We start from the raw sequence: 22,944 nt of genomic DNA on the forward strand, positions 1-22,944 counted from the left end.
ATGCTCGAAGTCGCGCTTTGCTCGCTGTTCACGATCCTGCCCGACTTCCTCTTCCGGCGTTATTGGCAGGGCCGCCAGATCACGATGTACTCGATCTGGTACGAGCTGCGTTGGGGCCTAACCGCCTGCCTGATGCTGACGGTCGTTCTGATCACCATCATCTTCTATTACCATCCCTCGACCACTTCCGCGGCGCCGCTGTTCCGCACGGTGGCGATCCTGCCCGAGACCAACGGGCGCGTGAGCGAGATCTTCGTCAAGTGGCGCGACAAGATCGAGAAGGGCGCCCCGATCTTCAAACTCGACAGCACCAAACAAGAGGCCGACCTCGAGTTGGCGAAGCGGCGGATCGTCGAGGTGGATGCAGCGATGGTCATGGCGCAGGCCGACATCGCCGCCGCGGAAGGCAAGATCATCGAGGCGAAAGGCGCCCTGCAGCAGGCGCAGGATGAGCTCGACACCAAGCAGGAACTCCGGCAGCGCAACGCCGGCGTCGTCGCCGAGCGCGAAATTGAGCGTCTCACTGTCATGCTCGACGGGCGCAAGGGTGCGGTTGCCGGCGCCGACGCCGCCAAGCAGGCCGCCGAGACGCGCCTGTCGACTTTGCTGCCGGCGCAGAAGGCCAGCGCCGATGCCGCCCTCAAGCAGGCCCAGGTCGAACTCGACAAGACCGTCGTATATGCCGGGTTCTCGGGCCTGGTAGAGCAGTTCACGCTGCGCGTCGGCGACATCGTCAATCCGTTCATGCGCCCGGCGGGCCTGCTGATCCCCGCAGAGGCCGGGCGCCAGCAACTTACCGCCGGTTTCAACCAGATCGAAGCGCAAGTGATGCGGGTCGGCATGCCCGCGGAAGCCACCTGTGCCTCCAAGCCCATGGTCATTATTCCTATGGTCGTCACCGGAGTGCAGGACTACATCGCTTCCGGCCAGTTCCGCTCGGCCGAGCAGTTGATCGACGTGCAGCAGCTGGCCAAACCCGGCACGCTCCTGGTTTTCCTGGAGCCGCTCTACGAGGGCGGGCTCGATGGCGTGACGCCCGGCTCCAGCTGCATCGCCAATGCCTACACGAACAATCACGACCGGCTGGAGAAGGAGGATCTCGGCTTCTTCCACAGCCTATTTCTTCACATGGTCGACACGGTCGGCGTGGTGCACGCCCTCATTCTGCGCGCCCAAGCCTTGCTGCTACCGGTTAGGACGCTGGTCCTACAGGGGCACTGACGCGCCTGGCTCTGCGGAGTGGAATGAATGGCGTCGGCCGACAGTGAAAAACTCCGCAGCATCGGAATTTCGATCATCGCCGTCGGCGTCGTCATCGCCGGGCTGGTGCTGGGCCGCTCGTTCCTCATCCCGCTCGCCATCGCCGTCCTCCTGTGGAACCTGCTGGAGGCCCTGATCGACGGCTTCCGGCGCGTCGGCATCGGCCGCGTGCGGCTTCCACGCTCGATCGCGGCATTGCTCGCGATCGCCGCGGTGAGCTTTTTCGTCTACCTGATCGTCAACATCCTCCTCGCCCAGGGTGGCGCCGTCGCCGAAGCATGGCCGCACTACGGGGAGCGATTGAAGTCCATCGCTGCGGATCTGGCGCTATGGCTCGGTCCCGATTACTCGGCGAAGGTCAGGGAGGTGATCGGGAGAGTCGATCTGACGCGGCACGCGGCCGGTCTCTTTGTCACCGCGCAGTCGTTGCTCCTCAACGCGATCCTCATCGTGCTGTACGTCGGCTTCCTGATGGGCGAGCGGCGCTATGTGAGCCAGAAGATCGCCGCGCTATTTCCGGACGCGGGCCAGGCGCGCGACACCGACAAGATGCTGTCGGCGATTTCCGGCGGCATTCGCCGTTACATCTGGATCAAGACGCTCATCAGCCTTCTCACCGCGCTCCTAAGCTACGCGGTCCTGCGCGGCTTGGGTGTCGACTTCGCCGAAACCTGGGCGCTGCTGATCTTCTTCCTCAACTACATTCCCAACATCGGCTCCGTCATCGGCGTAATTTTTCCGACCGTGCTCGCGCTCGTTCAATTCGACACGCTCGTGCCGTTCTTCACCATCGGTATCGGGCTCACGGCCATTCAGCTGATCATCGGCAACGTCGTCGACCCCATGCTCACCGGCCGGTCGCTCAACATGAGCTCCTTTGCCATCGTTCTGCTGCTCGCCTTCTGGGGAACGATCTGGGGCGTGGTCGGCATGTTCCTGTGCGTGCCGATCATGATGCTCATGATGATCGTGTGCGCCAACGTGCCGAGTTGGCGTTGGGTAGCCGTCTTGCTCTCCAAGGACGGCCGCATCGACGTGCAGCCGCCCGGCCCCATTCCGAACTCACAGAGATAGCGGCTCGACCAGCCCTTGCCGCATGCAGAGATAGACGAGCTCGATATCGGAGCGAACTCCGAGCTTAGATTTGATCTCGTAGTGGTAGTTGGCCACGGTCTTGGGGCTGAGGTTGAAGGCGGCGGCGATCTCGTCCGTCGATTTGGCCTCGAGGATCATGCGCAGGATCTCGAACTCGCGCGGCGACAGCTCGTCCACAGCGGAAGCCTCGCCGCACAGCCGGTTCGTGGCGATGGCGGCGTTGATTTCCGCGCAAAGGGCGGGCCGACCCGCGAACACGCTGCGGATCGCGCTCACCAGCATGTCGGGCGGGCTGCTCTTCGTCACATAGCCCCGCGCACCGGCGCGAAACGCCTGCTGCGCGTAGGTGGCGCTCGCGTGCATGGTGAAGATGAGGATGCGGGCGTCGGGGTCGCGCTGGCGTATCTGCCGGACAAGGTCGATGCCGCCTCGCCCGGGCATCGAGATGTCGGCGACGACGACGTCCGGATTGCAGGTCTTGAAGGCTTGGTAGCCGGAGGCGGCATCGTCTGCCTCGGCGACGACGGCGATGCCCGGCTGCATCTCGATCAGCCGGCGGTAGCCCTCGCGCACCACGGCGTGATCGTCGACCAGCAGGATGCGAATGCTCGCCGCCATTACGCCCCTCGCTGCAGCGTCGGAAACTCTACGTGCAGGCGGAAGCCGCCGCTCGGCAGCGGGCCGGCGTCGAACCGGCCGCTCAACGCAACGACGCGCTCGCGCATGCCGATCATCCCGGATCCCGCGGGAGGAGACGGCTTGTCGTCGGCAGATAGACCCCCTCCGTCGTCAACGACCGAGAGCGTGATCTTTTCGTTGCCTGTTTCAGCATGCCGGCTCAGCAGCACCCTGACGTTGCGGGCTTTGGCGTGTTTGGAAGCGTTGGTCAGCGCCTCCTGCACGATGCGGTAGACGTGTGCACTCGTCTCCGCCCGGAGATGCTCCACTTCGCCGTCCGCCTCTATGGAGTAGCACGTCGATCCGCCTGCATTCTGGTTGTGCTGGGCGACCAGGGCTTTGAGGCTTTGCACCAGCCCCAGGTCATCGATCTCCTGCGGCCGCAGGTAGGTGAGCGTCCGGCGCAGCGATATCATCAATTCGGCCGCCATCTTTTCGAGCTCGCTCGCCTCGCCTGCCACGCGCGGCGCCTCGTGCTGCGCGGCGGTCCGCACGCACGCCGCGCGGGCGCTGAGTGCGGAGAGCTTCTGGGCGATGTCGTCGTGCAGCTCGCGCGCGATGTGGCGCCGCTCCTGCTCCTGCGTATCGACAAGGCGGCGCGCAAGCTCGGTCCGCTCGGTCGTCGCCTTGCTCAGCTCCGCGGATAGACCGTTGAACACCTCGCTGATCCGGTTGAGCTCGGCCAGACGGAACGCCGGCAGGCGGCACGCAAGGTCGCCGCGAGCCAGGCGGTTCAGACCCGCGAGGATTTCCATGGTGGGCAGCAGCGCGCGATCAATTACGAGATAGGTCACGACGCACAGCGCCGCCACGAACACCGCCGCAAAGCCGAGCAGGGGCGCGATCGTCGCCCAGGCCTGCCCGGCCGTCGCCACCGGATCGTGCGCGGCGACAAGGGTGCCCTGCGGCTCGCCGCGATAGGAGACCGGCCGCGTAGCGGCGAGCCCGCCGTTGAGCAGCGACCTGTAGGCGCCGAGGAACCATTGGGGCGCGCTGACTGTCGCTGCATCAATCCCGGCGCAGCTCGAGCGTTTGAGGGCGCCATCGACGCCGCGCAGCTCGATGCATTGACCCGGCTGCAGCGACAAGCCCGCGACTAGATCCCAATCGGGGAAACGCGCAGGGAGGTCGGTCGACCGGCCGATGCGGGACAGTTGCAGGTCGAGCTGCCGGCCGACCATGTCCGCCAGCTCGATGTTGTGCCGCTGGGCCTCACGTGCGGTCAGGTAGATGGCGAGCGCCGAGCCGGCGACGAGGCAGGCGAGCGCCACCAGGGTGATCCGCCTCACCAGCAGCCACTTCAGGTCCATGCCGCTTCCTCGCCTCACAATCCTTCGGTCAGGCTATGGGCGCCGGGCAGGCCTGTGAAGGGGCGCCGGCAAACGTCAGGAAATTTGCCCAAGGCACGGCGGGGGATCCTCCATTGGCCGGGTGCTCTGGCCGGCCAATCCTTACCGCAGAGGTGCCGGGGAGACTGGCGAATGCTTCGGGTCGCGTATCGCAAGGCAGGGGCGCCACGCTGGAGAATTCCGCTGGCCGGAACGCTGGCGATCGCCCTCGCGGCCTTTGCCGGGCTTGCCCTGCAATGGGGCACTCAGCCGGTTGAACCGGATGCGGTCGAAGCCCTGTTGGCGAGCGCATCCGCCCGCTGCGCATCCACGCCCTCGATATCAATGGAGAAGGAGACGGAGATCGTCATGAAGAAAAGTCTTGTCGCTGCCGGGCTGATGGCGCTCGCAGGTGCGGCCCTCGCGCACGACACACCGAACATGAACGAAGCGCGCGAGCTGACGCCGGAGTCGATCACCTTCAAAGACGATCCGGCGTTCCCGAAAGGCGCACAGACCGTCCTTCTGCACGGCGATCCAGCAAAGCCGGGGCTATTCATCCTCCGCATAAAGTTTCCGCCCAACTACGTCGTTCCTCCCCACACGCATCCGGGGTTCGAAACCGTCACGGTGCTGTCCGGCAGCATGGGAAGCGGCATGGGCGAGAAGGCCGATCTGACGAAGGGCAAAATGCTGAAGGCCGGTGGCATGCTCGCTCTCCCCGCCAATCATGCGCACTACGTTTGGACGACGGACGAGGAAACGATCATCCAGGTCGCGGCGGTCGGGCCGTTCGATCTCGTCTACATCAATCCGGCCGATGACCCGCGCAAGAAATAGGACAGGTCTCTACGTGCTCTCCGGACGGAAGCCGGTGGCGAGCACGTAGAGCTCGGCCGAGTCGGCGCGGCTCGCCGGCGGCTTCACGTGCTGCACCTTGGCGAAACGCTTCTTCAACAGGTCGAGCAGCTCGCGTTCGGTGCCGCCTTGCAGCACCTTGCCGACGAACGCACCGCCCGGCCGCAGCACGTCGCAGGCGAAGTAGGCGGCCGATTCAGCGAGACCCATGATGCGCAAGTGGTCAGTGCGCGTGTGGCCTGTCGTCGGCGCAGCCATGTCGGAGAGCACGATGTCGGCGCGGCCGTCGCGCAGCATCGATTTCAACCGCGCCTCGGCGCCCTCGGCAGTGAAATCGAGCTCGATCGCCTCGACGCCCGGCAGCGGCTCCATGGCGAGATAGTCGATGGCGACCACTTGGCCCTTGCCGGCGACGGACTGCACGCGCTCCGCCGCGATCTGGCTCCAGCCGCCCGGTGCAGCACCGAGGTCGACCACGACCGCACCCGGCTTCAAGAGACGGTGCTTGTCGTCGATCTCCTTCAGCTTGTAGGCGGCACGCGAGCGCATGCCATCACGCTTGGACGCCGCGACATAAGGGTCATTGAGCTGCCGCTCGAGCCAGCGCTGCGACGACGGGCGATGCTTGCGCGCCGTCTTGAGGCGCACGTGCATCTGCCGCTGCCCGCCGCCCGGTCCCTTGCTGGAGCCGCTAGCCTTCTTCGTCATGTTTATTGCCTCTAGGCCGGCCGGCGCCGGCGGCGCACCGGCAAAAGAACGCCGTCTTCGACCATCAGCGTGGTCAGGATACCCTCGCGCAACCCGCGGTCGGCGACGCGCAGGCGCTCGCACGGCCACATGCGCAGGATGGCTTCGAGGATGGCGCAACCGGCGAGCACCAGGTCGGCGCGGTCGCGGCCGATGCAGGGCTCGGCGATGCGCTGCTCGTAGCTGCGGCCGAGCAGATCGGTGGTGACGCCGCGCACGTCGCCGACGCTGAGCCAGCAGCCGTCGACGCGGTTGCGGTCGTAGCGCGTCAGGCCGAGTTGTATGCCGGCGACGGTGGTGACGGTGCCCGAGGTCCCCAGCATGTGCATGCGGCGCCCCGCGGTGCGCTCGGCGACACTGTGCTGCGCCTCGAAGTCGCGCAGCAGGCGCACCGTCTCGGCGACCATCGCCTCGAAATCTTCGGGCGCCACGTGCCGGCCGCCGAAGCGTTCGGCCAGCGTGACGACGCCGATCGGCAGCGAGGTCCAGGCGACCATGCAGTGCTGCGCGTCGAGGCGTCCGGCGAAGCGGCGGTCACGCTGGCGGCTGCGGCGCGTGAGATCGAGCAGGATCAGCTCGGACGATCCGCCGCCGATATCGAAGACGAGAACGTAGTCGCAGGTCGGATCGATGAGCGCGGCGGACCCCGACACGGCGAGCCGCGCTTCGACCTCGCGCGTCAGGATCTCGATCTCGAGCCCGAGCTTGTCCCGCACACGGGCGAGGAACTCGCCCCCATTCTCGGCAACGCGGCAGGCTTCCGTGGCAACGAGCCGCGAGCGGCGCACCTTGGCGCGGCCGAGCTTCGCGGCACAAACCTTCAACGCGTCGAGGGTGCGCGCCATGGCCGGCTCGGAGAGCCGCCCCGTCTGGCTCACGCCCTCACCGAGACGGATGATGCGCGAGAACGCGTCGACGACGCGGAAGCCGCGCCGCGATGGGCGCGCCAGCAAAAGCCGGCAGTTGTTGGTGCCGAGGTCAAGCGCGCCATAGACACCCTCGGGGCGCGCGTCGCGGGCGAGCTGCGCAGCGGCCACGTTGCCGCCGCCGGCGCCGTTCGAATGCGCTGTCGGAGAACCGGATTGAGCGATGGGGGAATACTGTGGGGAGAGCCCGGCGGGAAACTCGCCGCTGGCCATGCCGTCAGGCGCTTCGGAGGCGCCGCCCTCGTCGGGATAGCCCTGCACAATCCCTCGCTCCAGCGCCTGGCATACGGCCGTAACTCGATGCAAACATTTGCAATTCGGCCGCGTCATCAGGCGTCTTCCTGGATGACACTTGTGTGCAGTCTAAGCAGCAAAAGGCAGGCGGTAAAGCGCATCCGGCAAGATCGGGCTATCCTCGCCGCCCCGTAGCTGAAATAGACTTAACCGATGCACCCTTTTGCCTGCCTCTCGATCGGCGTTGTTTTGGCCCTGCTGGCGCCGGGCATCGGCCATGGCGCCGAGCTCAGCCAAGCCGACCGCGCGCGTCTGCTCGAGGCCTATCCCGGGCTGCTCGAGCGTATCGACGGCAACGATCTCGTCTGGCGCGACGGCACGCGCATGCCGCTCAATGATGGCAAGGGTGACAAGCCGTTCGAGCAATGGCTCGATAGTCCCGACGTCGCGGACATGTTCGCCATCCCCTATCCGGTCGGCGCCGCAGCGAAGCCGCCGGCGAAGGACATCGACCCGGGCCGCGCGCGCACCGCCGCCTTCTTCGACAAGGTTTACGGCGACTGCCGCAAGGGCGCGGTCGAGGGGAATTTGACGACGGTCGAGTGGCTACCAACCAAGGCGAAACAGAAGCTGCCGTTCAACAAAATGAACGGCGCGGCGGCCGCACTCGCCGCAGCGAGCCGCGAGCTCGACGCGCTGGCGCCGTCGTTCGACGTTTTCCTCACGCCGTCCGCCGGCACCTACAATTGCCGCGTCATCGCCGGCACCAACCGCGTCTCCGCCCACGGGCACGCCATCGCCATCGACATCGCGCTGAAGCGCTCGAACTACTGGCGCAACGATAAGCCGGGCAAGGACGGAGCACTTCTCTACAGGAACGAGATCCCTATGGAGATCGTCCGCATTTTCGAGAAGCATGGGTTCATCTGGGGCGGCCGCTGGTATCACTACGACACCATGCACTTCGAGTACCGTCCCGAACTCATCGGCGTGAAGGGCGGCGCCGGGCCCACCGCGAAGGCGCCGCAGCCATCAGCCCCGTGATGCACTTATCACCGGCGGCGAAAGGCGTTGGCGCGCCAGCGGTTGCGAGGTCCCGGGGTTACTGTTATATGCGCCCCTCCGGCGGCCACGTGCCGCCGCGGATCCCGGCAATGGGGGATCGTCTAATGGTAGGACTGCAGACTCTGACTCTGCCTGTCTAGGTTCGAATCCTAGTCCCCCAGCCAACATTAATTTGTCACGAAAACTCAATGCATTCGGGCCTAGAGCCCATGTCTGTCGGTACGACTTATTGACCGGCAACTGAGATGCGCACAACCGCTCGTGTCGTGGCCGACGAACCCCTGGCGTTTCAGGGGTCGTCTTTCGGAGGCAGCAGCGGCCTTGGTAGCGGAATGAGGTCGATGGCTTTTGATTGACCGCCCGGCGCGGCTGGATCGAAGAGCCCGCCGCCAGATGGATCACCGCCCGGCATCGCGCCCTGCGACACGTCCCTGATGTTGACACCGGCCGGCGCGCCCCCGCCAGCTCCATAAGTTGGGACAAAAGCCTGGCGGGTGCCGGCTTGCGGGTTGCCCTTTTTTATCTCCACCTGCGCCGTCGAGACCTTTTCGGCCAGCGTCGGCGAATATGGCACGACGAATGCGCGTGGTTCACCGCTGGCGATGTTGCGCTCATCCAGCTCCTCCACCCACAGCTAGATCTCGCCCGGCAACTGCTGTGAGGGGTTGGGTTCGACGACGCGCGTCCACAGAACCTGGAAGCGCTCCGGGACGGCGGTTGCCGCCGCCCACCCGAGCATGCTCTGCGAGAAGAAGAAGACAGCGGCGTAGAAGACGGTCATCGCGGTCACGAGCGCCATCTTCGCCGTGCGCCCATCTCGAGAGCTGGGCGGAATCGCACCATACGCATCTGCGGATCTTCGGCACTTTCATGAGGCTGGTGGAAAAACTCCCGAACCTGAAGCTGTATCATGAGGTGTCGGTGTTCGACGCCGACGCGCAGCACTACGAGTACATCAACTGCCACCCCAACACGGGGCTGATGCGCGCAGTTTGAGATGAGGCGTCGGGCGGCCGCCATTTCCGCCATTTGCGCGGCGGCCCTCGCTCCCCAAGAGCTCGTGGCGGCGCAACATACGCCGCCGATGACGCCGGCATGACGAACTAGTAGGTTGCGGCTGCCGATCGATTCCCACGGACCAAACGGAGAGCCGCATGGAACTTGCACCGATGTCGTTTCTTGGCTGGTTGCTTATCGGAGCGCTTGCCGGCTGGCTGGCCGGGCGGATCGTCGAGGGCTACGGCTTTGGCCTCGTCGGCAATATCGTCATCGGCATTGTCGGCGCCTGCATCGGCGGCCTGATCCTGCCCAAGCTCGGAATTATTCCGACGACGACCGGCGGCAACTTCCTGGCGGCGACGTTGGGCGCGGTCGTCCTCCTGGTGCTGCTCGGCATCATGCGCCGCTGATACAGCCGACGCGAAAATCCAGGCACCCGCGGTGCAATTTGGGCATTCCTGCGATGCTTCCAATTTCACCTAGTTTCTAGACAAGCCATAAATGCTCGTCGCCACAGAATGCCTCGCGCAATGATCCGTCATCGGATCACACCTTGGGGCACCAATGACGCTCGACCTGCCCACCATCTCGGTCGTCACTTTCTCCGCGACGACGATCGTCGGACTCGTACTGTGCTTCGTCTGGTGGCAGGAACGATCTAGCCCGCTCATCGGCTGGTGGGGTGTCGCCCAGCTGGTCATGGCCTCGGGTATCGGGTTCGCTGCCGCCGCTTCCCTCTCAAATAGCCCACAGCTGGTGGCCTTCGGCCAGGCGCTGATGATCCTGTCCGCCGCCATCATGTGGATGGCGGTGCGCGAGTTCAACGGCCGATCGCTCAATCCGCTGCTCGTCGCCGTGTGGCCCTCCGGCTTCGTCATTGCCTCCGCCTTCGGCGTCGCCCAATCGCTGAACGGCAGGCTCATACTCTCCTCGACGCTGCTGGCCGCGCTGTTCCTGATGACGGCGTTCGAGTTCGCGCGCGCGCACTCCGAGCGGCTGGCCTCGCGCTGGCCGGCGAGTCTTCTTCTGGCTCTCATCGGTGCGGGCTATCTGACGTGGATGCCGCTGGCGCTGACCATGCCGATCAAGGACGTGTCGCACGTCTACGGCAGCCACTGGTTCCCAGTCGTAATCGTCATCGCCTTCCTCGGCCGCGTCGCGCTCGCCTTCGTCATCCTCGCCATGGTCAAGGAGCGGCAGGAGATGCGCCAGCGCCTCTTCGCGCTTACCGACCCTTTGACCGGCCTACCCAACCGCCGCGCGCTGTTCGAGGCGGCCGATCTCGTGGTCTTGCAAGATAGAGTTCGCAAGGAAGACCCCCTTTCGGTCATGCTCTTCGACCTCGATCACTTCAAGAAGATCAACGACACCTACGGCCATCGGTTCGGCGACCGCGTGCTCCAGCTCTTTTCCCAGACGCTCGTCGACGAGCTAGATCCCGACTGCACCATGGGGCGCCTCGGCGGCGAGGAGTTCGCCGCCATAATGCCGGGCACGGGGCTGAGCGTCGCCGCGGCCAAGGCCGAGTGCGTGCGCGCCGCCTTCGCCCACGCCGCCTCGTTCATCGACGGCATGCCGGTCGGCGGCACCGTGAGCATCGGCGTCGCGGCGCACGACAACATCGCTTGCGACATCGGGGCGCTTTTCCACCGCGCCGATGGGGCGCTCTATGCCGCCAAGCAGGCGGGACGCAATCGCGTGCAGGTCATCGGACCGCAGGAGGGGTTGCAGCACGAGGAACGCGAAATCGACTCCGTGTGGTATGGTGAGCGCGGTCCGCTTCTACCGGCGCAACGTTTGTCGCGACGGTACCGGGGAACGGGCGCCGACGCCGCCTAGCAGCGGATCGCGGGCCGCAAGTTTCGCCCGAATCAGCGTGTCGAAGTTGGACTGACGTGCGGTGCATGGAAGCATCGCGTCTTGGCATCCACCGATGCTAGAAGGCAGGCTCCGCCGCGCAGCGCCAATGGCGCCACCTCCGCCGGCGGAGTTCTGTAAGGGGGGAATGAGCATGGACGCAGCGACGCTCTATATCGTGATGGCAGTCGGCTCCGGGCCCAAGCGCATGTCGACCTCCAGGTTTCCGACCATGGAGATTTGCCGGGAAGCCGCGGACAAGATGCGCAAGCGCGCGTCGATGAGGGCGGCGACCCTCTATTGCGTGAAGCGCGCGCCCGACAAGGACGAGAAGCGCTTGGCCGCTCAGGCCGCCGCCGCGCGTAAGCGCCGCATGCAGGCGGGACAAGCGCAGGCCCAGCAACAGCCGGCAGCGACGCCGCCCGGCATGCCCCGTGAATTCTTCAGCGGCACCACGCCTAAGATGTAGAGGCTGCACCTTGCGCGCGCCCGATATAAGCGCCGCTGGGATGGGGGGAGGCGAGCGTGCTGAGAATAATCTCATATCTGCTGGTGGGTCTGGCCGGCCTTGTCGGTATTGCCGCTGCGTCCATCGGATTGTTGATGGCGGATGAGGCGTGGGACAAATATCAATTTGCGCGGCGCTCGCCGTTGGCCGCCGACCTACCGCCCGAATTTGCGCTCGCGAGCCAGGCATTTCCGTCCCGGATTTTGGGCCGGTTCCCTATCGGCACTCCGGCGGCCGAGTTCGTCAAGGAGCTCACTCAGCAAGGGTTTTCCTCGGAGAACGTCTACCACGACAGCTTCTGGCTGAAGCATGGCCCCCGTCTCCCCAATCTCCTTACCCTGACGCCTGGGCCAGGCGGGAGCTTTGCTTGCCGCCTTGTATGGAATGTCGCCTGGCGAGCTGACGAAGCGGACCGGATCGCCGAACTTGATGCCGAGTATCACGGCATTTGCCTGTAGTGACAGACGTCACATCGCGTCATCGGCTTTTCCGTAGGACGTTGCGCCCGCTACAAGAGAGGCGGAATGGCCCGGATCGGGGAGCGCGATGTTCAAGCTGCAGGAGAACGGCACGACGGTCAGGACCGAGCTGCTCGCCGGCCTCACCACCTACGTGACGATGGTCTACATCGCCTTCGTCAACCCGACGATCCTCGCCGAGGCCGGCATGGAACGCGGCGCGGTGTTCGTCGCCACCTGCCTCGCCGCCGCGTTCGGGTCGGCGCTGATGGGCCTTTACGCCAACTTCCCCATCGCCATGGCGCCCGGCATGGGCCTCAACGCCTACTTCACGTACTCGGTGGTCAAGGGCCTGGGCGTTCCCTGGGAGGCGGCGCTTGCCGCCGTGTTCGCCTCCGGCGTTCTGTTCCTTCTGGTCAGCATCACGCCGGCGCGCCAGTGGATCATCGATAGCATCTCGCGGTCGATGAAAATGGCGATCTCGGTCGGCATAGGCTTGTTCCTCGCCGTCATCGGCATGAAGGGCGCCGGGCTCATCGCCGCCGATCCGGTGACGCTGGTGACCCTCGGCGACCTGAAGACGCCGGCCGTCGCCATCGCAGTCGCCGCGTTCATCCTCATCGCGGCGCTCGACGCACGCCGCATCCACGGTGCCATCCTGATCGGCATCGTCGCCGCTTACGTCGCCGCGTTGCTGCTCGGCCTCGCGCCGTTCTCGGGCGTCGCCTCGCTGCCGCCGCCGATCGCGCCGGTATTCCTCAAGATGGATCTCGCGTCGCTCTTTGACATCGGTATGGCCGCCGTGGTGCTGACGCTCTTCTTCGTCGTGCTGTTCGACAACACCGGCACAATCCTCGCAGTGGCGCGCGCCGGGGGCATGATGCTGCCGGACGGCTCGGTGCCGCGCTTGGAGCGCGCGCTCGTCGTCGATTCCACCGCAGCGATGGCCGGCGCCGCGCTCGGCACCTCGACGACCACCAGCTACATCGAGAGCGCCGCCGGGGTGAACGCGGGCGGGCGTACCGGACTTGTGGCGGTAACGGTCGCCATCCTGTTCCTGGCGACGCTGTTCTTCGCGCCGCTCGCCGCCTCGATCCCGGCATTCGCCACGGCGCCAGCTCTAATATTCGTCGGCTGCTTGATGATGGCGGCAGCGAAGGACATCGAGTTCGACGACCCGACCGAGTACCTGCCCGCCGCGGTGACGATCATCTCGATGCCGCTCACCTTCTCCATCGCCGACGGCATCGCCTTCGGCTTCATCGCCTACGCCGGCATCAAGGCGCTCGCCGGCCGCTGGGCTGAGCTCCGCGTCGCCGTCGTCATCCTGGCGGTGCTGTTCGTCTTGCGCTTCGCGCTGCTGTGATCCGTCAGTGCATGGCGTCGACGGAGGCTTCGCGAACCTCGCCGCGCGGCGACGGCGTACGCCGCGGAGCCGCGGCTTGTCGCGGCAGCGGGGCGGAACGCGGCTCGGCCGAGAAAGTGGCATCGCGCAGCGCAGCTTTGTGCCCCGGCACGTCGATGGCTGCGGTGCCTGGCGCCACGCTCAGGGTCTCGTCATAGACGCCGGCGTTCATGTAACCGATGAGCGCGACCAGGGCGGCGATGCACAGCGCGATGAGGGGGATCTGGAGGCGGCTTCGCGCCGGTCGCCACACGACCCCGTCGGAACGCGACCGCTTGCCCATCGAAGCTTCCTCCACAGAACGCTACCCCCTATAGGAGCGCAGAAACAGTTTGCCGCCAATGGGGTGGACGTGACGAGCTGTTGATCAGCCGGCGGCGCGGCGCAGCTCTGGTTAAAATGCGGACCGAGTGTTGCCGGGCAGCCCACCCCTCGCTGAACCGAGATTTCTGCCGGGCCCTCCCCACCCTCTGTTACAAACACAGCGTAGGGGACCCCGCCGAACGACGGCTTTTAGCCCTACCGTCCGTTTTGCTGCCAGGCGCCGCAGTATTGCCGTTTTGCGGCCGCTGCTCTGGGCGGGGCTAGGACAGGATCCGTAGGTGGGACGCTTCTTCAAATCGGTGCTCGCTGCCCTGGTGATAGGGGCCGTGACGGCGGCTGCCCTGTATTTTACCCAAGGCGGCGACCAGCCGGCCCGCGGACGCCGCTGGGCGCGGGCGGATGGCCCCGTGCCGGTGCTCGCCACCCAGGCCAAGCTGGCCGACGTGCCGGTTTGGCTGGAGGGGGTCGGCTCGGCCAAGGCGCGCAACCTGGTCACGGTCCGCCCCCAGGTGGACGGCAAGATCCTCTCGATCGATTTCAAGGAGGGGCAGGAGGTCAAGAAGGGTGACCGTCTCGCCCAGATCGACCCCGTCACCTTCCAGGCGCAGCTGGACCAGGCGATCGCCAAGAAGGCCCTCGACGAAAGCCTGCTTGCCAACGCCCGCCGCGACCTGGAGCGTTACACGTCCCTTTCCGCCAACGTCATCGCCGCCAAGACCGTCGACACCCAGCGTGCGCTGGTTGTCCAGCTCGAGGCGCAGATCAAGCAGGACCAGGCGGCAATCGAGAACGCTCAGGCCATCCTCGGCTACGCCAGCGTCGTGGCGCCGATCTCGGGCCGCACCGGCATGCGCATGATCGACGTCGGCAACCTCGTACGTGCCTCCGACGCCGGCATCGTCGTCATCACCGAGGTGCAGCCGATCTCGGTGCTGTTCACGCTGCCGCAGCAGGACCTGCCCGACATCAACCGCGCGGTCGCCAAGCGTGCCCTGAAGGTCGAGGCGCTGGAAACTGACTCCCACAACGTTCTCGACACGGGCGAACTGCAGGTCATCGACAATCAGGTCGATCAGACGACCGGCACCATCCGCTTGAAGGCGGACTTCCCGAACAAAGATCTGCAACTCTGGCCGGGCCAGTTCGTCAACGTCCGTCTGTTGTTGAATACGCTCGAGCAGGTGGTCGTCGTGCCGACCTCGGCTGTGCAGCGTGGCCCCGACGGGACGTTCGTCTACGTCGTCGGCAGCGACAACAAGGCCGGAGTGCGCAATGTCACCGTCGTCCAGCAAGACGAGAGCCTGGCCGTCGTCAGCAAGGGCGTGGCGGCCTCCGACCTGGTGGTGACGACCGGCTTCGCGCGCTTGAAGGACGGCGCCGAGGTCAAGGTCGGCGAGGACAGTAAACCCACTGGCGCGTCGGGAAGCGGCACCCCGCAGGCGAAGAATGCCACTCCGCCGGCCGGCGACACCGCATCGATCAACCCGAGCACGCCCGCCAACATGCAGGGCGACCTGCGCGGCGATTTCCGCCAGGGCAAGCGCGAAGGCAAGCGCGGCGACGGCCGGCGCCGGAGGGAAGCGGGTAGCCCGCCCGCCGCCACGCAATGAGCGTCGCCCCATGAGTGTGTCTGCCCCCTTTATCACGCGGCCGATCGCAACCTCGCTCCTCGCCTTCGCCACCGTCTTGGGCGGCGCGCTCGGCTACCTCTGGCTGCCCGTGTCGTCGCTGCCGCAGGTCGACTTCCCGACCATCCAGGTCTCGACGCAGCTCCCCGGCGCTAACCCGCAGACCATGTCGACGCTGGTCACCGCCTCGCTCGAGCGCGAGTTCGGGCAGATCCCGGCGCTGTCGACCATGACCTCGACCAGCTCCTACGGCCTCAGTCAGATCACACTCCAGTTCAACCTCGGGCGCGACATCGACGCCGCCGCCCAGGACGTGCAGTCTGCGATCAACGCCGCCGGCTCGACGCTGCCGCGCAACCTCCCCTATCCGCCGACCTACGCAAAAGTGAACCCGGCCGACGCGCCCGTCGTCACGCTCGCCATCACCTCCGACATCGTCTCGATGCGCGAGCTGAGCGATCTCGCCGACACGCTGATCGCCCAGCGGCTGTCGACGGTGACCGGCGTCGGTCACGTGTCGGTCGAAGGCGGCATCCGCCCGGCGGTGCGCATCCAGGCGGACGTGGCGCGGCTCGCCTCCTACGGGCTCAGCATCTCGGATCTCAACACCGCCGTGACCTCGGCCAACGTCTCGGGGCCGAAGGGCTCGCTCGACGGCCCGGCGCAGAGCTACACCATCGCCGCCAACGATCAGATCTCTTCGGCGGAGGCCTACCGCGAGATCGTCGTCGCCTACCGCAACGCGGCGCCCGTGCGCTTGAAGGACGTGGCGACGGTCGAGGAAGGGCTGGAGAACGCCCGGGTCGGTGGCTGGTACCAGGGCACGCCTGCCGTCATCATCGACGTGCAGCGCCAGCCCGGCGCCAATGTCATCGAGACCGTCGATCGCCTGAAGGCGGAGCTGCCGCGCATCGAGCGGGCGCTACCGACCAGCGTGAAGCTTACGCTAGTGCATGACCGCACCGACACGATCCGCGCCTCGATTCACGACGTGCAGTTCACCCTCTTGTTGTCGGTCGCCCTCATCGTGATGGTCGTGCTCGTGTTCCTGCGCTCCGGCCGCGCCACCATCATCGCCGGCGTGGCGCTACCCGTGTCGCTCATCGCCACCTTCGCGGTGATGTACTTCTGCGGCTTCTCACTCGACAACCTGTCCTTGATGGCGCTGACCATCGGCACCGGCTTCGTCGTCGACGACGCGATCGTCATGATCGAGAACATCGTCCGCCACATTGAGAAGGGGCAGAAGCCGCTCCAAGCCGCCCTCGATGGCGCCCGCGAGATCGGCTTCACGGTGATCTCGCTCACCGTGTCGCTCATCGCCGTCTTCATCCCGCTCCTGTTCATGACCGGCCTCGTTGGCCGCATGTTCCGGGAGTTCGCACTGACGCTGACGATCGCCGTCGTCGTCTCGGCGATCGTCTCGCTGACGCTGACCCCCATGATGGCGGCGAAGCTCCTGAAGCATGAGCCGGAGAGCCGCGGCAATTTCGTCAGCCGCGCCTTCAACTGGATGCTCGACGCCGTGGTGGAAGGCTACCGGCGCAGCCTCGAAATGGTCTTGCGCCACCAGACGGCAACGCTGTGGATCACCGTGCTCACGGTCGGCATCACCGTGTGGATGTACGTCGCCATCCCCAAGGGCTTCCTGCCGGCGCAGGACACCGGCCTCATCACTGCGGTGCTGGAGGCCGAGCCGCAGGTCTCCTTTACCGAGATCTCTCGCCTGCAGGCCGAGGTGACGGCGGCCATACGCAAAGACCCGGCCGTCGAAGGCGTCGTGTCGGTCGTCGGCGTCGGCCAGCTCAACCCCACGCCCAACGTCTCGCACATCAAGGTCACTCTGAAGCCACGCGCCGAACGCAAACTGCTCATCGCCGACGTGATCACCCGGCTGGAGCGCGAGGTGTCGACCATCCCCGGCGTCACCGTCTATTTCCAGCCGGTGCAGGACGTGCAGATCGCCACCCGCACCAGCCGCGCGCAATATCAGTACACGCTCGTCAGCACCGACGCGGCGGAAGTGAAGGAATGGACGCAGAAGCTCGGCGCCGAACTGAAGCTGTCGCCGGCACTGAGCGACGTGAACCTCGAGACGATGACCACGGGCCTGCGCGCGCGTATCGACGTCGATCGCGAGGTGGCGGGCCGGCTCGGCGTCACGGTGCAGGCAGTGAGCGACGCCCTGAACGACGCTTTCGGGCAGCGGCAGGTGTCTACCATCTACGCCCAGGCGAACCAGTACCGCGTCGTGCTCGAGGCGATGTCGCAATTCCGCAGCGACCCGTCGCGGCTGAACCGCCTCTATATCCCTTCGTCGAACGGCAGCCAGGTTCCGCTCACGGCGATCGCCAAGATCAGCTACACGACCGCGCCGCTCGCCGTCAGCCACCAGGACCAGTTCCCTTCCGAGACGATCAGCTTCAACCTCGAGCCGCACGCGGCGCTGAGCGACGCGGTTAGGATCATGAGCGACGCCGAAGAAAAAATCGGGATGCCTTCATCTGTCACCGGCAGCTTCTTCGGCGACGCCAGCGAGTTCGCCTCCTCGCTGCGCAGCCAGCCGTGGCTGATCCTCGCCGCGGTCGTGACGATCTACATCGTGCTGGGCGTGCTCTATGAAAGCTTCGTCCATCCGTTCACGATCCTCACCACCCTGCCGTCGGCCGGCATAGGCGCCCTGCTGGCGCTGATGTTCACCGGCCTCGACCTGTCGCTGGTGGCGCTGATCGGCATCGTCCTGTTGATGGGCATCGTCAAGAAGAACGCCATCATGATGATCGACTTCGCGCTCGACGCCGAGCGCGAGCGCGGCCTCAACCCGCGCGATTCCATCGTCGAGGCGGCACTGCTGCGCTTCCGGCCCATCATGATGACGACCCTCGCCGCGCTGTTCGGCGCTTTGCCGCTCGCCATCGAGAGCGGCGTCGGCTCGGAGCTGCGCAACCCGCTCGGTATCACCATCGTCGGCGGCCTGCTCTTGAGCCAGCTACTGACGCTCTACACGACCCCGGTCATTTACCTCGCCATGGAGCGGCTGCGCGCCCGCATCTCCGGTGCCCCGGCGCATGCGGCGGCCAGCGCCAACCTCCCCGCCGAGTAAGCGTCATGAACTTCTCGGCCCCCTTCATCCTGCGACCGATCGGCACCAGCCTCTTGGCCGCCGGCCTGTTCCTTCTGGGGGCCACCGCCTACTTCGAGCTGCCGGTGGCGAGCCTGCCGGCCATCGACTTCCCGACGCTACGCATCCAGGCCAGCCGCCCTGGCGCCGACCCCGAGACCATGGCGTCGACCATCGCCGCGCCGCTCGAACGGCGGCTCGGCGAGATCGCCGGCATTACCGAGCTGACCTCGGTGAGCTCGCAGGGCTCGGCCAGCATCTCCGTGCAGTTCGACCTATCGCGCGATATCGACGGGGCCGCCCGCGACGTACAGGCCGCGCTTAACGCCGCCGCTGCCGACCTGCCGCCCGACCTCCCGCAGGTCCCCACCTTTCGCAAGTACAATCCTTCCTCCTCGCCCGTTCTCATCCTGGCGATGACCTCGAAGAGCATGACGCCCAGCGCCCTCTACGATGCCGCCGACACCGTCGTCGCCCAGCGCCTCTCGCAGGTGCCGGGCGTGGCGCAGGTGGAGGTCAGCGGCGCCGAGCAGCCGGCCATCCGCGTGCGCGTCAACCCGACGCTGCTGGCCTCCATGGGCCTCAGCATGGAGGAGGTGCGCAGCGCCATCGCCGCCGCCAACGCGATAACCCCCGTCGGTGTCGTCGAGGGCGACGCCCAGACCATGACGATCGACACCAACACGCAGCTGCGCGATCCGAAGGACTATGGCGCCATCGTCCTGAAGACCGGTGCCGGCAACATCGTGCGACTGTCCAGCGTGGCGAGCGTCGCCAGCGGCTCACTCAATACCCGTTCCATCGCCATGTTCGACCGCGAGCCGGCGGTGCTGCTCATCATCCGCAAACAGCCGGACGCTAATGTCCTCGACACGGTCGATGGCGTTAAAGAGCTGCTGCCCAACCTGCAGCGTTGGATACCGGCTGGCATCGATATCCAGGAGTTGACCGACCGCACCAAGACGATCCGCGCCAGCGTGCACGACATGCAGTTCACGCTGCTGCTCGCCATCGCCCTCGTCATGATGGTGGTGTTCGTATTCCTGCGGCGCATGACGCCCACCGTCGCCGCCGGCCTCACCGTGCCGCTGTCGCTGGCCGGCACCTGCGCTGCCATGTGGCTGCTCGGCTATTCGGTCAACAACCTGACGCTCATGGCCTTCGCCATTGCCGTCGGCTTCGTCGTCGACGACGCCATCGTCATGCTGGAGAACGTCTACCGCAACATCGAGAAGGGCATGGGGCCGATGCAAGCGGCCCTCGTCGGGGCGCGCCAGATCGGCTTCACCGTTATCTCGATCAGCGTGTCGCTGGTCGCGGCGTTCATCCCCGTGCTGTTCATGGGCGGCGTCGCCGGCCGCATGCTGCGCGAGTTCTCGGTGACGCTGGTCGTCGCCATCGCCGTGTCGGTCGTGGTGTCGCTTTCGGTCACGCCGATGATCTGCGCGCACTTCCTGAAGCCGCACAAGGAACAGAAGGTGCGCCGCTTCGACCGCGTCGTCGAAGGCGTGCTCGGCTGGATGGTTTCGGCCTACGCGCGCACGCTGCGCGTCGCTCTGCGGCATCAGGCGGTGACGCTGTTCTCCCTTCTCTGTGTCGTCGTACTGACGGTTCACCTTTATGTGCAGATCCCCAAAGGCATGTTCCCCGAGGACGACACCGGCCTGATCATGGGATCGACGGAGGCCTCCGCCGATATCTCGTTCGAGGCGATGCTCAAACTGCAGGCGAAGGCGCTCGACATCATCTTGAGCGACCCCGCCGTCGAGCACGTCGGCTCGTCGATCGGCGGGACGGGGCGAGGCCCGGGCGGCACCAGCTCCAACCGCGGACGCATGTTCATAAACCTGAAACCGCTCGACCAGCGCGGCGGCGAGTCCACGTCGCGCGTCATCAATCGCATGCGCACCAAGCTCGCCAACATCAATGGCCTCGAAACCCGCATGTTCGCCTCGCGCGACATCCGCGTCGGCGCCCGCCAGGGCGACTCTCTCTATCAATATACGCTGTGGGACCCCGACCTGGACGAGCTCAACGAGTGGGCGCCGAAGATGCTCGAGCGGATGAAGACCATCCCCTCCATCGTCGATGTCTCGAGCGACCGGCAGGCGGGCGGCCTGCAGCTCGACGTGAAGATCGACCGCGACGCGGCGGCACGTCTCGGCGTGCGCATTGCCGACATCGACAGCGCGCTCAACAACGCCTTCTCGCAGCGGCAGATCTCCACCATCTACACGCAGCGCAACCAGTATCGCGTCATCCTCGAAGTCGACCCGCGCTTGCAGCGCGATCCGTCCGACATAAAGAACATCTACGTGCCGAGCTCCAACGGCGGGCCGCAGGTGCCGCTCACGGCGGTTATCCGCGTCAGCGAAGGCACGACGCCGCTGGTGGTCAACCACCAGGGCCCGTTCCCGGCGGTAACGCTCAGCTTCAATCTTGCGCCGGGAAGCACCCTCGACCGCGCGCTGCGCGACATCGACCAGGCGATGGCCGAGCTGCATACGCCTGCCGGCTTGCGCGGCGAGATGGCCGGTGATGCCCGCGCCTTTGCCGAACAGGCCTCGCAGCAGCCGCTCCTGATCCTGGCTGCGCTGGTCGCCGTCTACATCGTGCTCGGCGTGCTCTACGAGAGCCTGGCGCACCCGCTGACCATCATCTCCACGCTGCCGTCCGCCGGATTGGGCGCTCTGCTCGCCCTCTATGTCGGCGGCATCGAGCTGTCGATGACCGCGCTGATCGGCGTCATCTTGCTGATCGGCATCGTCAAGAAGAACGGCATCATGATGGTCGACTTCGCGCTCGACGGCGAGCGCCAGCGCGGGCTGCAGCCTGCCGTAGCCATCTACGAAGCGTGCCTCGCCCGCTTCCGTCCCATCCTGATGACGACGCTAGCCGCGCTCTTGGGCGCCATTCCTCTCGCCATCGCCGTCGGTCCCGGCTCGGAGATCCGCCGGCCCCTCGGCATCACCATCATCGGTGGACTGATCGTATCGCAGATGCTCACGTTGTATACGACTCCGGTCATTTACCTCCTGCTCGACCGGCTGCACCGCCGCCTCGGCGGAGCCCCCCGGCCGGCGGAAACCATGCCCGCCCCAGCTCCGAATTAGTCACGCTCCGTTACGGATTGCCGGGCACCGTTTGTCCTGATACGGAGGGCTATACAGCCCTTCCGCCGCGCAAGTGCCGCACCAGGTCCTTGCTGTAACGAATTCGGGCGGGGCAGCGAACGGTCTACGAGGAGCTTAGTGGCTCAAACGCAGCGCGAGGAGGAATGGGCCGCCTTGATGCGGGCAGCCATAGATGGCGACGCAGCAGCCTATCGTGAGCTGCTTCAATCGCTGTCTCTCAGCCTGCGTAGTGCGGTGCGCCGCGGCTTCGCTCAGGCAGGGGCGCCTCTCGGAGATGTCGAGGACGTGGTGCAAGAGACATTGCTCGCGCTACATCTGAAACGAAACACGTGGGACGCGTCCCAGCCTCTCGGCCCGTGGGTCCGCGCTATCGCGCGTCACAAGCTCATCGACGCATTGCGCCGGCGAGGACGTCGCATCCAAGTACCGATCGATAGCGTTCTCGACACATTGGCGGCCGAGGACAACACCAGCGGCGTAGATCGCCAGGACGCGGAAAGGCTCGTGGAAGGTTTAAAGGGCAAACAGCGGGAGGTCGTGCGGGCCATCGGGCTCGACGGTCAATCGATCCGCGATGTGGCCCAGCGCATGCAGATGAAGGAAGTCGCGGTGCGCGTCGCGTTGCACCGCGGCCTGAAGACACTCGGTGCACGGCATCGGAAAGACAACGACGAATGAAGACCGACGACCTGATCAACGCCATTGCCGCCGACGCCGAGACGGGGCGCGCCCCCATCGCGCGCACCGTGTGGATCGGTGTGGGCGTCGGCGTCGTCGTCACCGCCTTGCTCTACCTGTCGCTCCTGCCCGTTCGCCCCGACCTCATGTCGGCGATGGGCGAGTGGCATTTCCTGCTGAAATGGGCATTCAGCCTGACGCTGCTGGGCACCGCCCTGGCGCTGATGCTGCGGCTGGCGCGGCCACAGAGCATTCCAGGCCTCGATTGGCTCCTACTGTTTGGCGCACCCCTGGTGCTGACCCTTGGCGTCGTTACCGAGATGTTCGCCATTCCGTCGAGCACGTGGTTCGACACGATGGTTGGAACCAACGCGTGGGGATGCATCGTCTACGTCCCCATCCTCGCGGCATTGCCGCTCATTGCTATGCTCCTCGTCATGCGCCAGGGCGCCACCACGCACCCCGCGCTTGCCGGTGCCGTCGCCGGGCTCGTCGCCGCCGGCATCGCGGCGACCTTCTATGCGACCCACTGCCAGAACGACAGCCCGATGTTCCTCGCAGCCTGGTATGTGCTGGCGACCCTCTTCGTCGCAGCGGTCGGCGCCGCGCTCGGTACGCGCCTCCTACGCTGGTAGCAGCTG

Annotated in this window: 22 protein-coding genes and 1 tRNA gene; 16 read left to right on the plus strand and 7 right to left on the minus strand. The window is 66.0% G+C overall.

What is annotated here, in order from left to right; genetic code table 11:
• Both GIW81_RS06745 and GIW81_RS06750 read left to right on the plus strand, forming a co-directional pair.
• Complete coding sequence (locus GIW81_RS06745) at window positions 1–1,221, plus strand: HlyD family secretion protein (RefSeq protein ID WP_154738513.1); 1,221 nt, start codon at window positions 1–3, stop codon at window positions 1,219–1,221.
• 27 nt (window positions 1,222–1,248) lie between these two features.
• On the plus strand, window positions 1,249–2,334 hold the full coding sequence (locus GIW81_RS06750; RefSeq protein WP_154738514.1) for an AI-2E family transporter: 1,086 nt from the start codon (window positions 1,249–1,251) through the stop codon (window positions 2,332–2,334).
• Here GIW81_RS06750 and GIW81_RS06755 read toward each other — a convergent pair.
• On the minus strand, window positions 2,323–2,973 hold the full coding sequence (locus tag GIW81_RS06755; RefSeq protein WP_154738515.1) for a response regulator: 651 nt from the start codon (window positions 2,971–2,973) through the stop codon (window positions 2,323–2,325). The genes GIW81_RS06750 and GIW81_RS06755 overlap by 12 nt on opposite strands.
• Entirely contained in the window at window positions 2,973–4,343 is a 1,371-nt protein-coding gene (locus tag GIW81_RS06760; protein ID WP_154738516.1) for a sensor histidine kinase, read from the minus strand. Before GIW81_RS06760 ends, GIW81_RS06755 begins: the two co-directional genes overlap by 1 nt.
• Before the next feature lie 171 nt (window positions 4,344–4,514).
• Here GIW81_RS06760 and GIW81_RS06765 point away from each other — a divergent pair, with 171 nt between their 5' ends.
• Window positions 4,515–5,201 (plus strand): cupin domain-containing protein, encoded by a 687-nt coding sequence (locus tag GIW81_RS06765; protein WP_229309096.1) that lies wholly within the window; start codon window positions 4,515–4,517, stop codon window positions 5,199–5,201.
• A 9-nt stretch (window positions 5,202–5,210) separates the two neighbouring features.
• On the opposite strand, the gene GIW81_RS06770 is transcribed toward GIW81_RS06765, so the two are convergent.
• Together GIW81_RS06770 and GIW81_RS06775 are read right to left on the minus strand one after the other, a co-directional pair.
• Window positions 5,211–5,927 carry an RlmE family RNA methyltransferase gene (locus GIW81_RS06770; protein ID WP_154738517.1) on the minus strand — a complete coding sequence of 239 codons (717 nt, stop codon included), beginning with the start codon at window positions 5,925–5,927 and terminating at the stop codon, window positions 5,211–5,213.
• Between the two features lie 11 nt (window positions 5,928–5,938).
• On the minus strand, window positions 5,939–7,153 hold the full coding sequence (locus tag GIW81_RS06775) for a Ppx/GppA phosphatase family protein (protein ID WP_324614919.1): 1,215 nt from the start codon (window positions 7,151–7,153) through the stop codon (window positions 5,939–5,941).
• A gap of 186 nt (window positions 7,154–7,339) precedes the next feature.
• On the opposite strand from GIW81_RS06775, the gene GIW81_RS06780 reads away from it, so the two are divergent.
• Both GIW81_RS06780 and GIW81_RS06785 read left to right on the plus strand, forming a co-directional pair.
• Window positions 7,340–8,170, plus strand: a complete 831-nt coding sequence (locus GIW81_RS06780) for a M15 family metallopeptidase (protein WP_154738518.1) — start codon at window positions 7,340–7,342, stop codon at window positions 8,168–8,170.
• A gap of 111 nt (window positions 8,171–8,281) precedes the next feature.
• Window positions 8,282–8,355: transfer RNA gene (locus GIW81_RS06785), tRNA-Gln, on the plus strand.
• A gap of 125 nt (window positions 8,356–8,480) precedes the next feature.
• Here the strand turns inward: GIW81_RS06785 and GIW81_RS06790 are convergent.
• Window positions 8,481–8,819 carry a hypothetical protein gene (locus GIW81_RS06790; protein WP_195930544.1) on the minus strand — a complete coding sequence of 113 codons (339 nt, stop codon included), beginning with the start codon at window positions 8,817–8,819 and terminating at the stop codon, window positions 8,481–8,483.
• Window positions 8,820–8,825: 6 nt separating this feature from the next.
• Complete coding sequence (locus tag GIW81_RS19010) at window positions 8,826–8,981, minus strand: hypothetical protein (protein WP_229309097.1); 156 nt, start codon at window positions 8,979–8,981, stop codon at window positions 8,826–8,828.
• Between GIW81_RS19010 and GIW81_RS19200 the strand changes: the two genes are divergently transcribed.
• From GIW81_RS19200 to GIW81_RS06820, 6 genes are all read left to right on the plus strand, one after another.
• Entirely contained in the window at window positions 8,909–9,187 is a 279-nt protein-coding gene (locus GIW81_RS19200; RefSeq protein WP_267873812.1) for a phenylacetaldoxime dehydratase family protein, read from the plus strand. The genes GIW81_RS19010 and GIW81_RS19200 overlap by 73 nt on opposite strands.
• Window positions 9,188–9,360: 173 nt before the next feature.
• Window positions 9,361–9,600, plus strand: coding sequence for a GlsB/YeaQ/YmgE family stress response membrane protein (locus GIW81_RS06800; RefSeq protein WP_154739550.1), 240 nt, complete (start codon window positions 9,361–9,363; stop codon window positions 9,598–9,600).
• Between the two features lie 154 nt (window positions 9,601–9,754).
• Window positions 9,755–11,029 carry a GGDEF domain-containing protein gene (locus tag GIW81_RS06805; protein WP_154738521.1) on the plus strand — a complete coding sequence of 425 codons (1,275 nt, stop codon included), beginning with the start codon at window positions 9,755–9,757 and terminating at the stop codon, window positions 11,027–11,029.
• 172 nt (window positions 11,030–11,201) lie between these two features.
• Window positions 11,202–11,516 (plus strand): hypothetical protein, encoded by a 315-nt coding sequence (locus GIW81_RS06810; protein WP_154738522.1) that lies wholly within the window; start codon window positions 11,202–11,204, stop codon window positions 11,514–11,516.
• A 56-nt stretch (window positions 11,517–11,572) separates the two neighbouring features.
• The gene (locus GIW81_RS06815; protein WP_154738523.1) at window positions 11,573–12,013 is read left to right on the plus strand and encodes a hypothetical protein; all 441 of its coding nucleotides are present in this window, start codon (window positions 11,573–11,575) and stop codon (window positions 12,011–12,013) included.
• Window positions 12,014–12,101: 88 nt separating this feature from the next.
• The gene (locus tag GIW81_RS06820; RefSeq protein ID WP_154738524.1) at window positions 12,102–13,379 is read left to right on the plus strand and encodes an NCS2 family permease; all 1,278 of its coding nucleotides are present in this window, start codon (window positions 12,102–12,104) and stop codon (window positions 13,377–13,379) included.
• A gap of 4 nt (window positions 13,380–13,383) precedes the next feature.
• Here the strand turns inward: GIW81_RS06820 and GIW81_RS06825 are convergent, their stop codons facing one another.
• On the minus strand, window positions 13,384–13,701 hold the full coding sequence (locus tag GIW81_RS06825) for a hypothetical protein (protein WP_154738525.1): 318 nt from the start codon (window positions 13,699–13,701) through the stop codon (window positions 13,384–13,386).
• A 319-nt stretch (window positions 13,702–14,020) separates the two neighbouring features.
• Here GIW81_RS06825 and GIW81_RS06830 point away from each other — a divergent pair, with 319 nt between their 5' ends.
• The 5 genes from GIW81_RS06830 (at window position 14,021) to GIW81_RS06850 (ending at window position 22,938) form a co-directional block, all read left to right on the plus strand.
• Entirely contained in the window at window positions 14,021–15,352 is a 1,332-nt protein-coding gene (locus GIW81_RS06830) for an efflux RND transporter periplasmic adaptor subunit (protein ID WP_324614920.1), read from the plus strand.
• Window positions 15,353–15,362: 10 nt separating this feature from the next.
• Window positions 15,363–18,473, plus strand: a complete 3,111-nt coding sequence (locus tag GIW81_RS06835; RefSeq protein ID WP_154738526.1) for an efflux RND transporter permease subunit — start codon at window positions 15,363–15,365, stop codon at window positions 18,471–18,473.
• Between the two features lie 5 nt (window positions 18,474–18,478).
• Window positions 18,479–21,604, plus strand: a complete 3,126-nt coding sequence (locus GIW81_RS06840) for an efflux RND transporter permease subunit (protein WP_154738527.1) — start codon at window positions 18,479–18,481, stop codon at window positions 21,602–21,604.
• A 138-nt stretch (window positions 21,605–21,742) separates the two neighbouring features.
• Window positions 21,743–22,303, plus strand: coding sequence for a sigma-70 family RNA polymerase sigma factor (locus tag GIW81_RS06845; RefSeq protein WP_324614921.1), 561 nt, complete (start codon window positions 21,743–21,745; stop codon window positions 22,301–22,303).
• Window positions 22,300–22,938, plus strand: a complete 639-nt coding sequence (locus tag GIW81_RS06850) for an NrsF family protein (protein ID WP_154738528.1) — start codon at window positions 22,300–22,302, stop codon at window positions 22,936–22,938. The genes GIW81_RS06845 and GIW81_RS06850 overlap by 4 nt, the downstream gene beginning before the upstream one ends.
• Window positions 22,939–22,944 lie beyond the last annotated feature (6 nt).

This window comes from Hyphomicrobium album, assembly GCF_009708035.1.
Classification (GTDB): domain Bacteria; phylum Pseudomonadota; class Alphaproteobacteria; order Rhizobiales; family Hyphomicrobiaceae; genus Hyphomicrobium_A; species Hyphomicrobium_A album.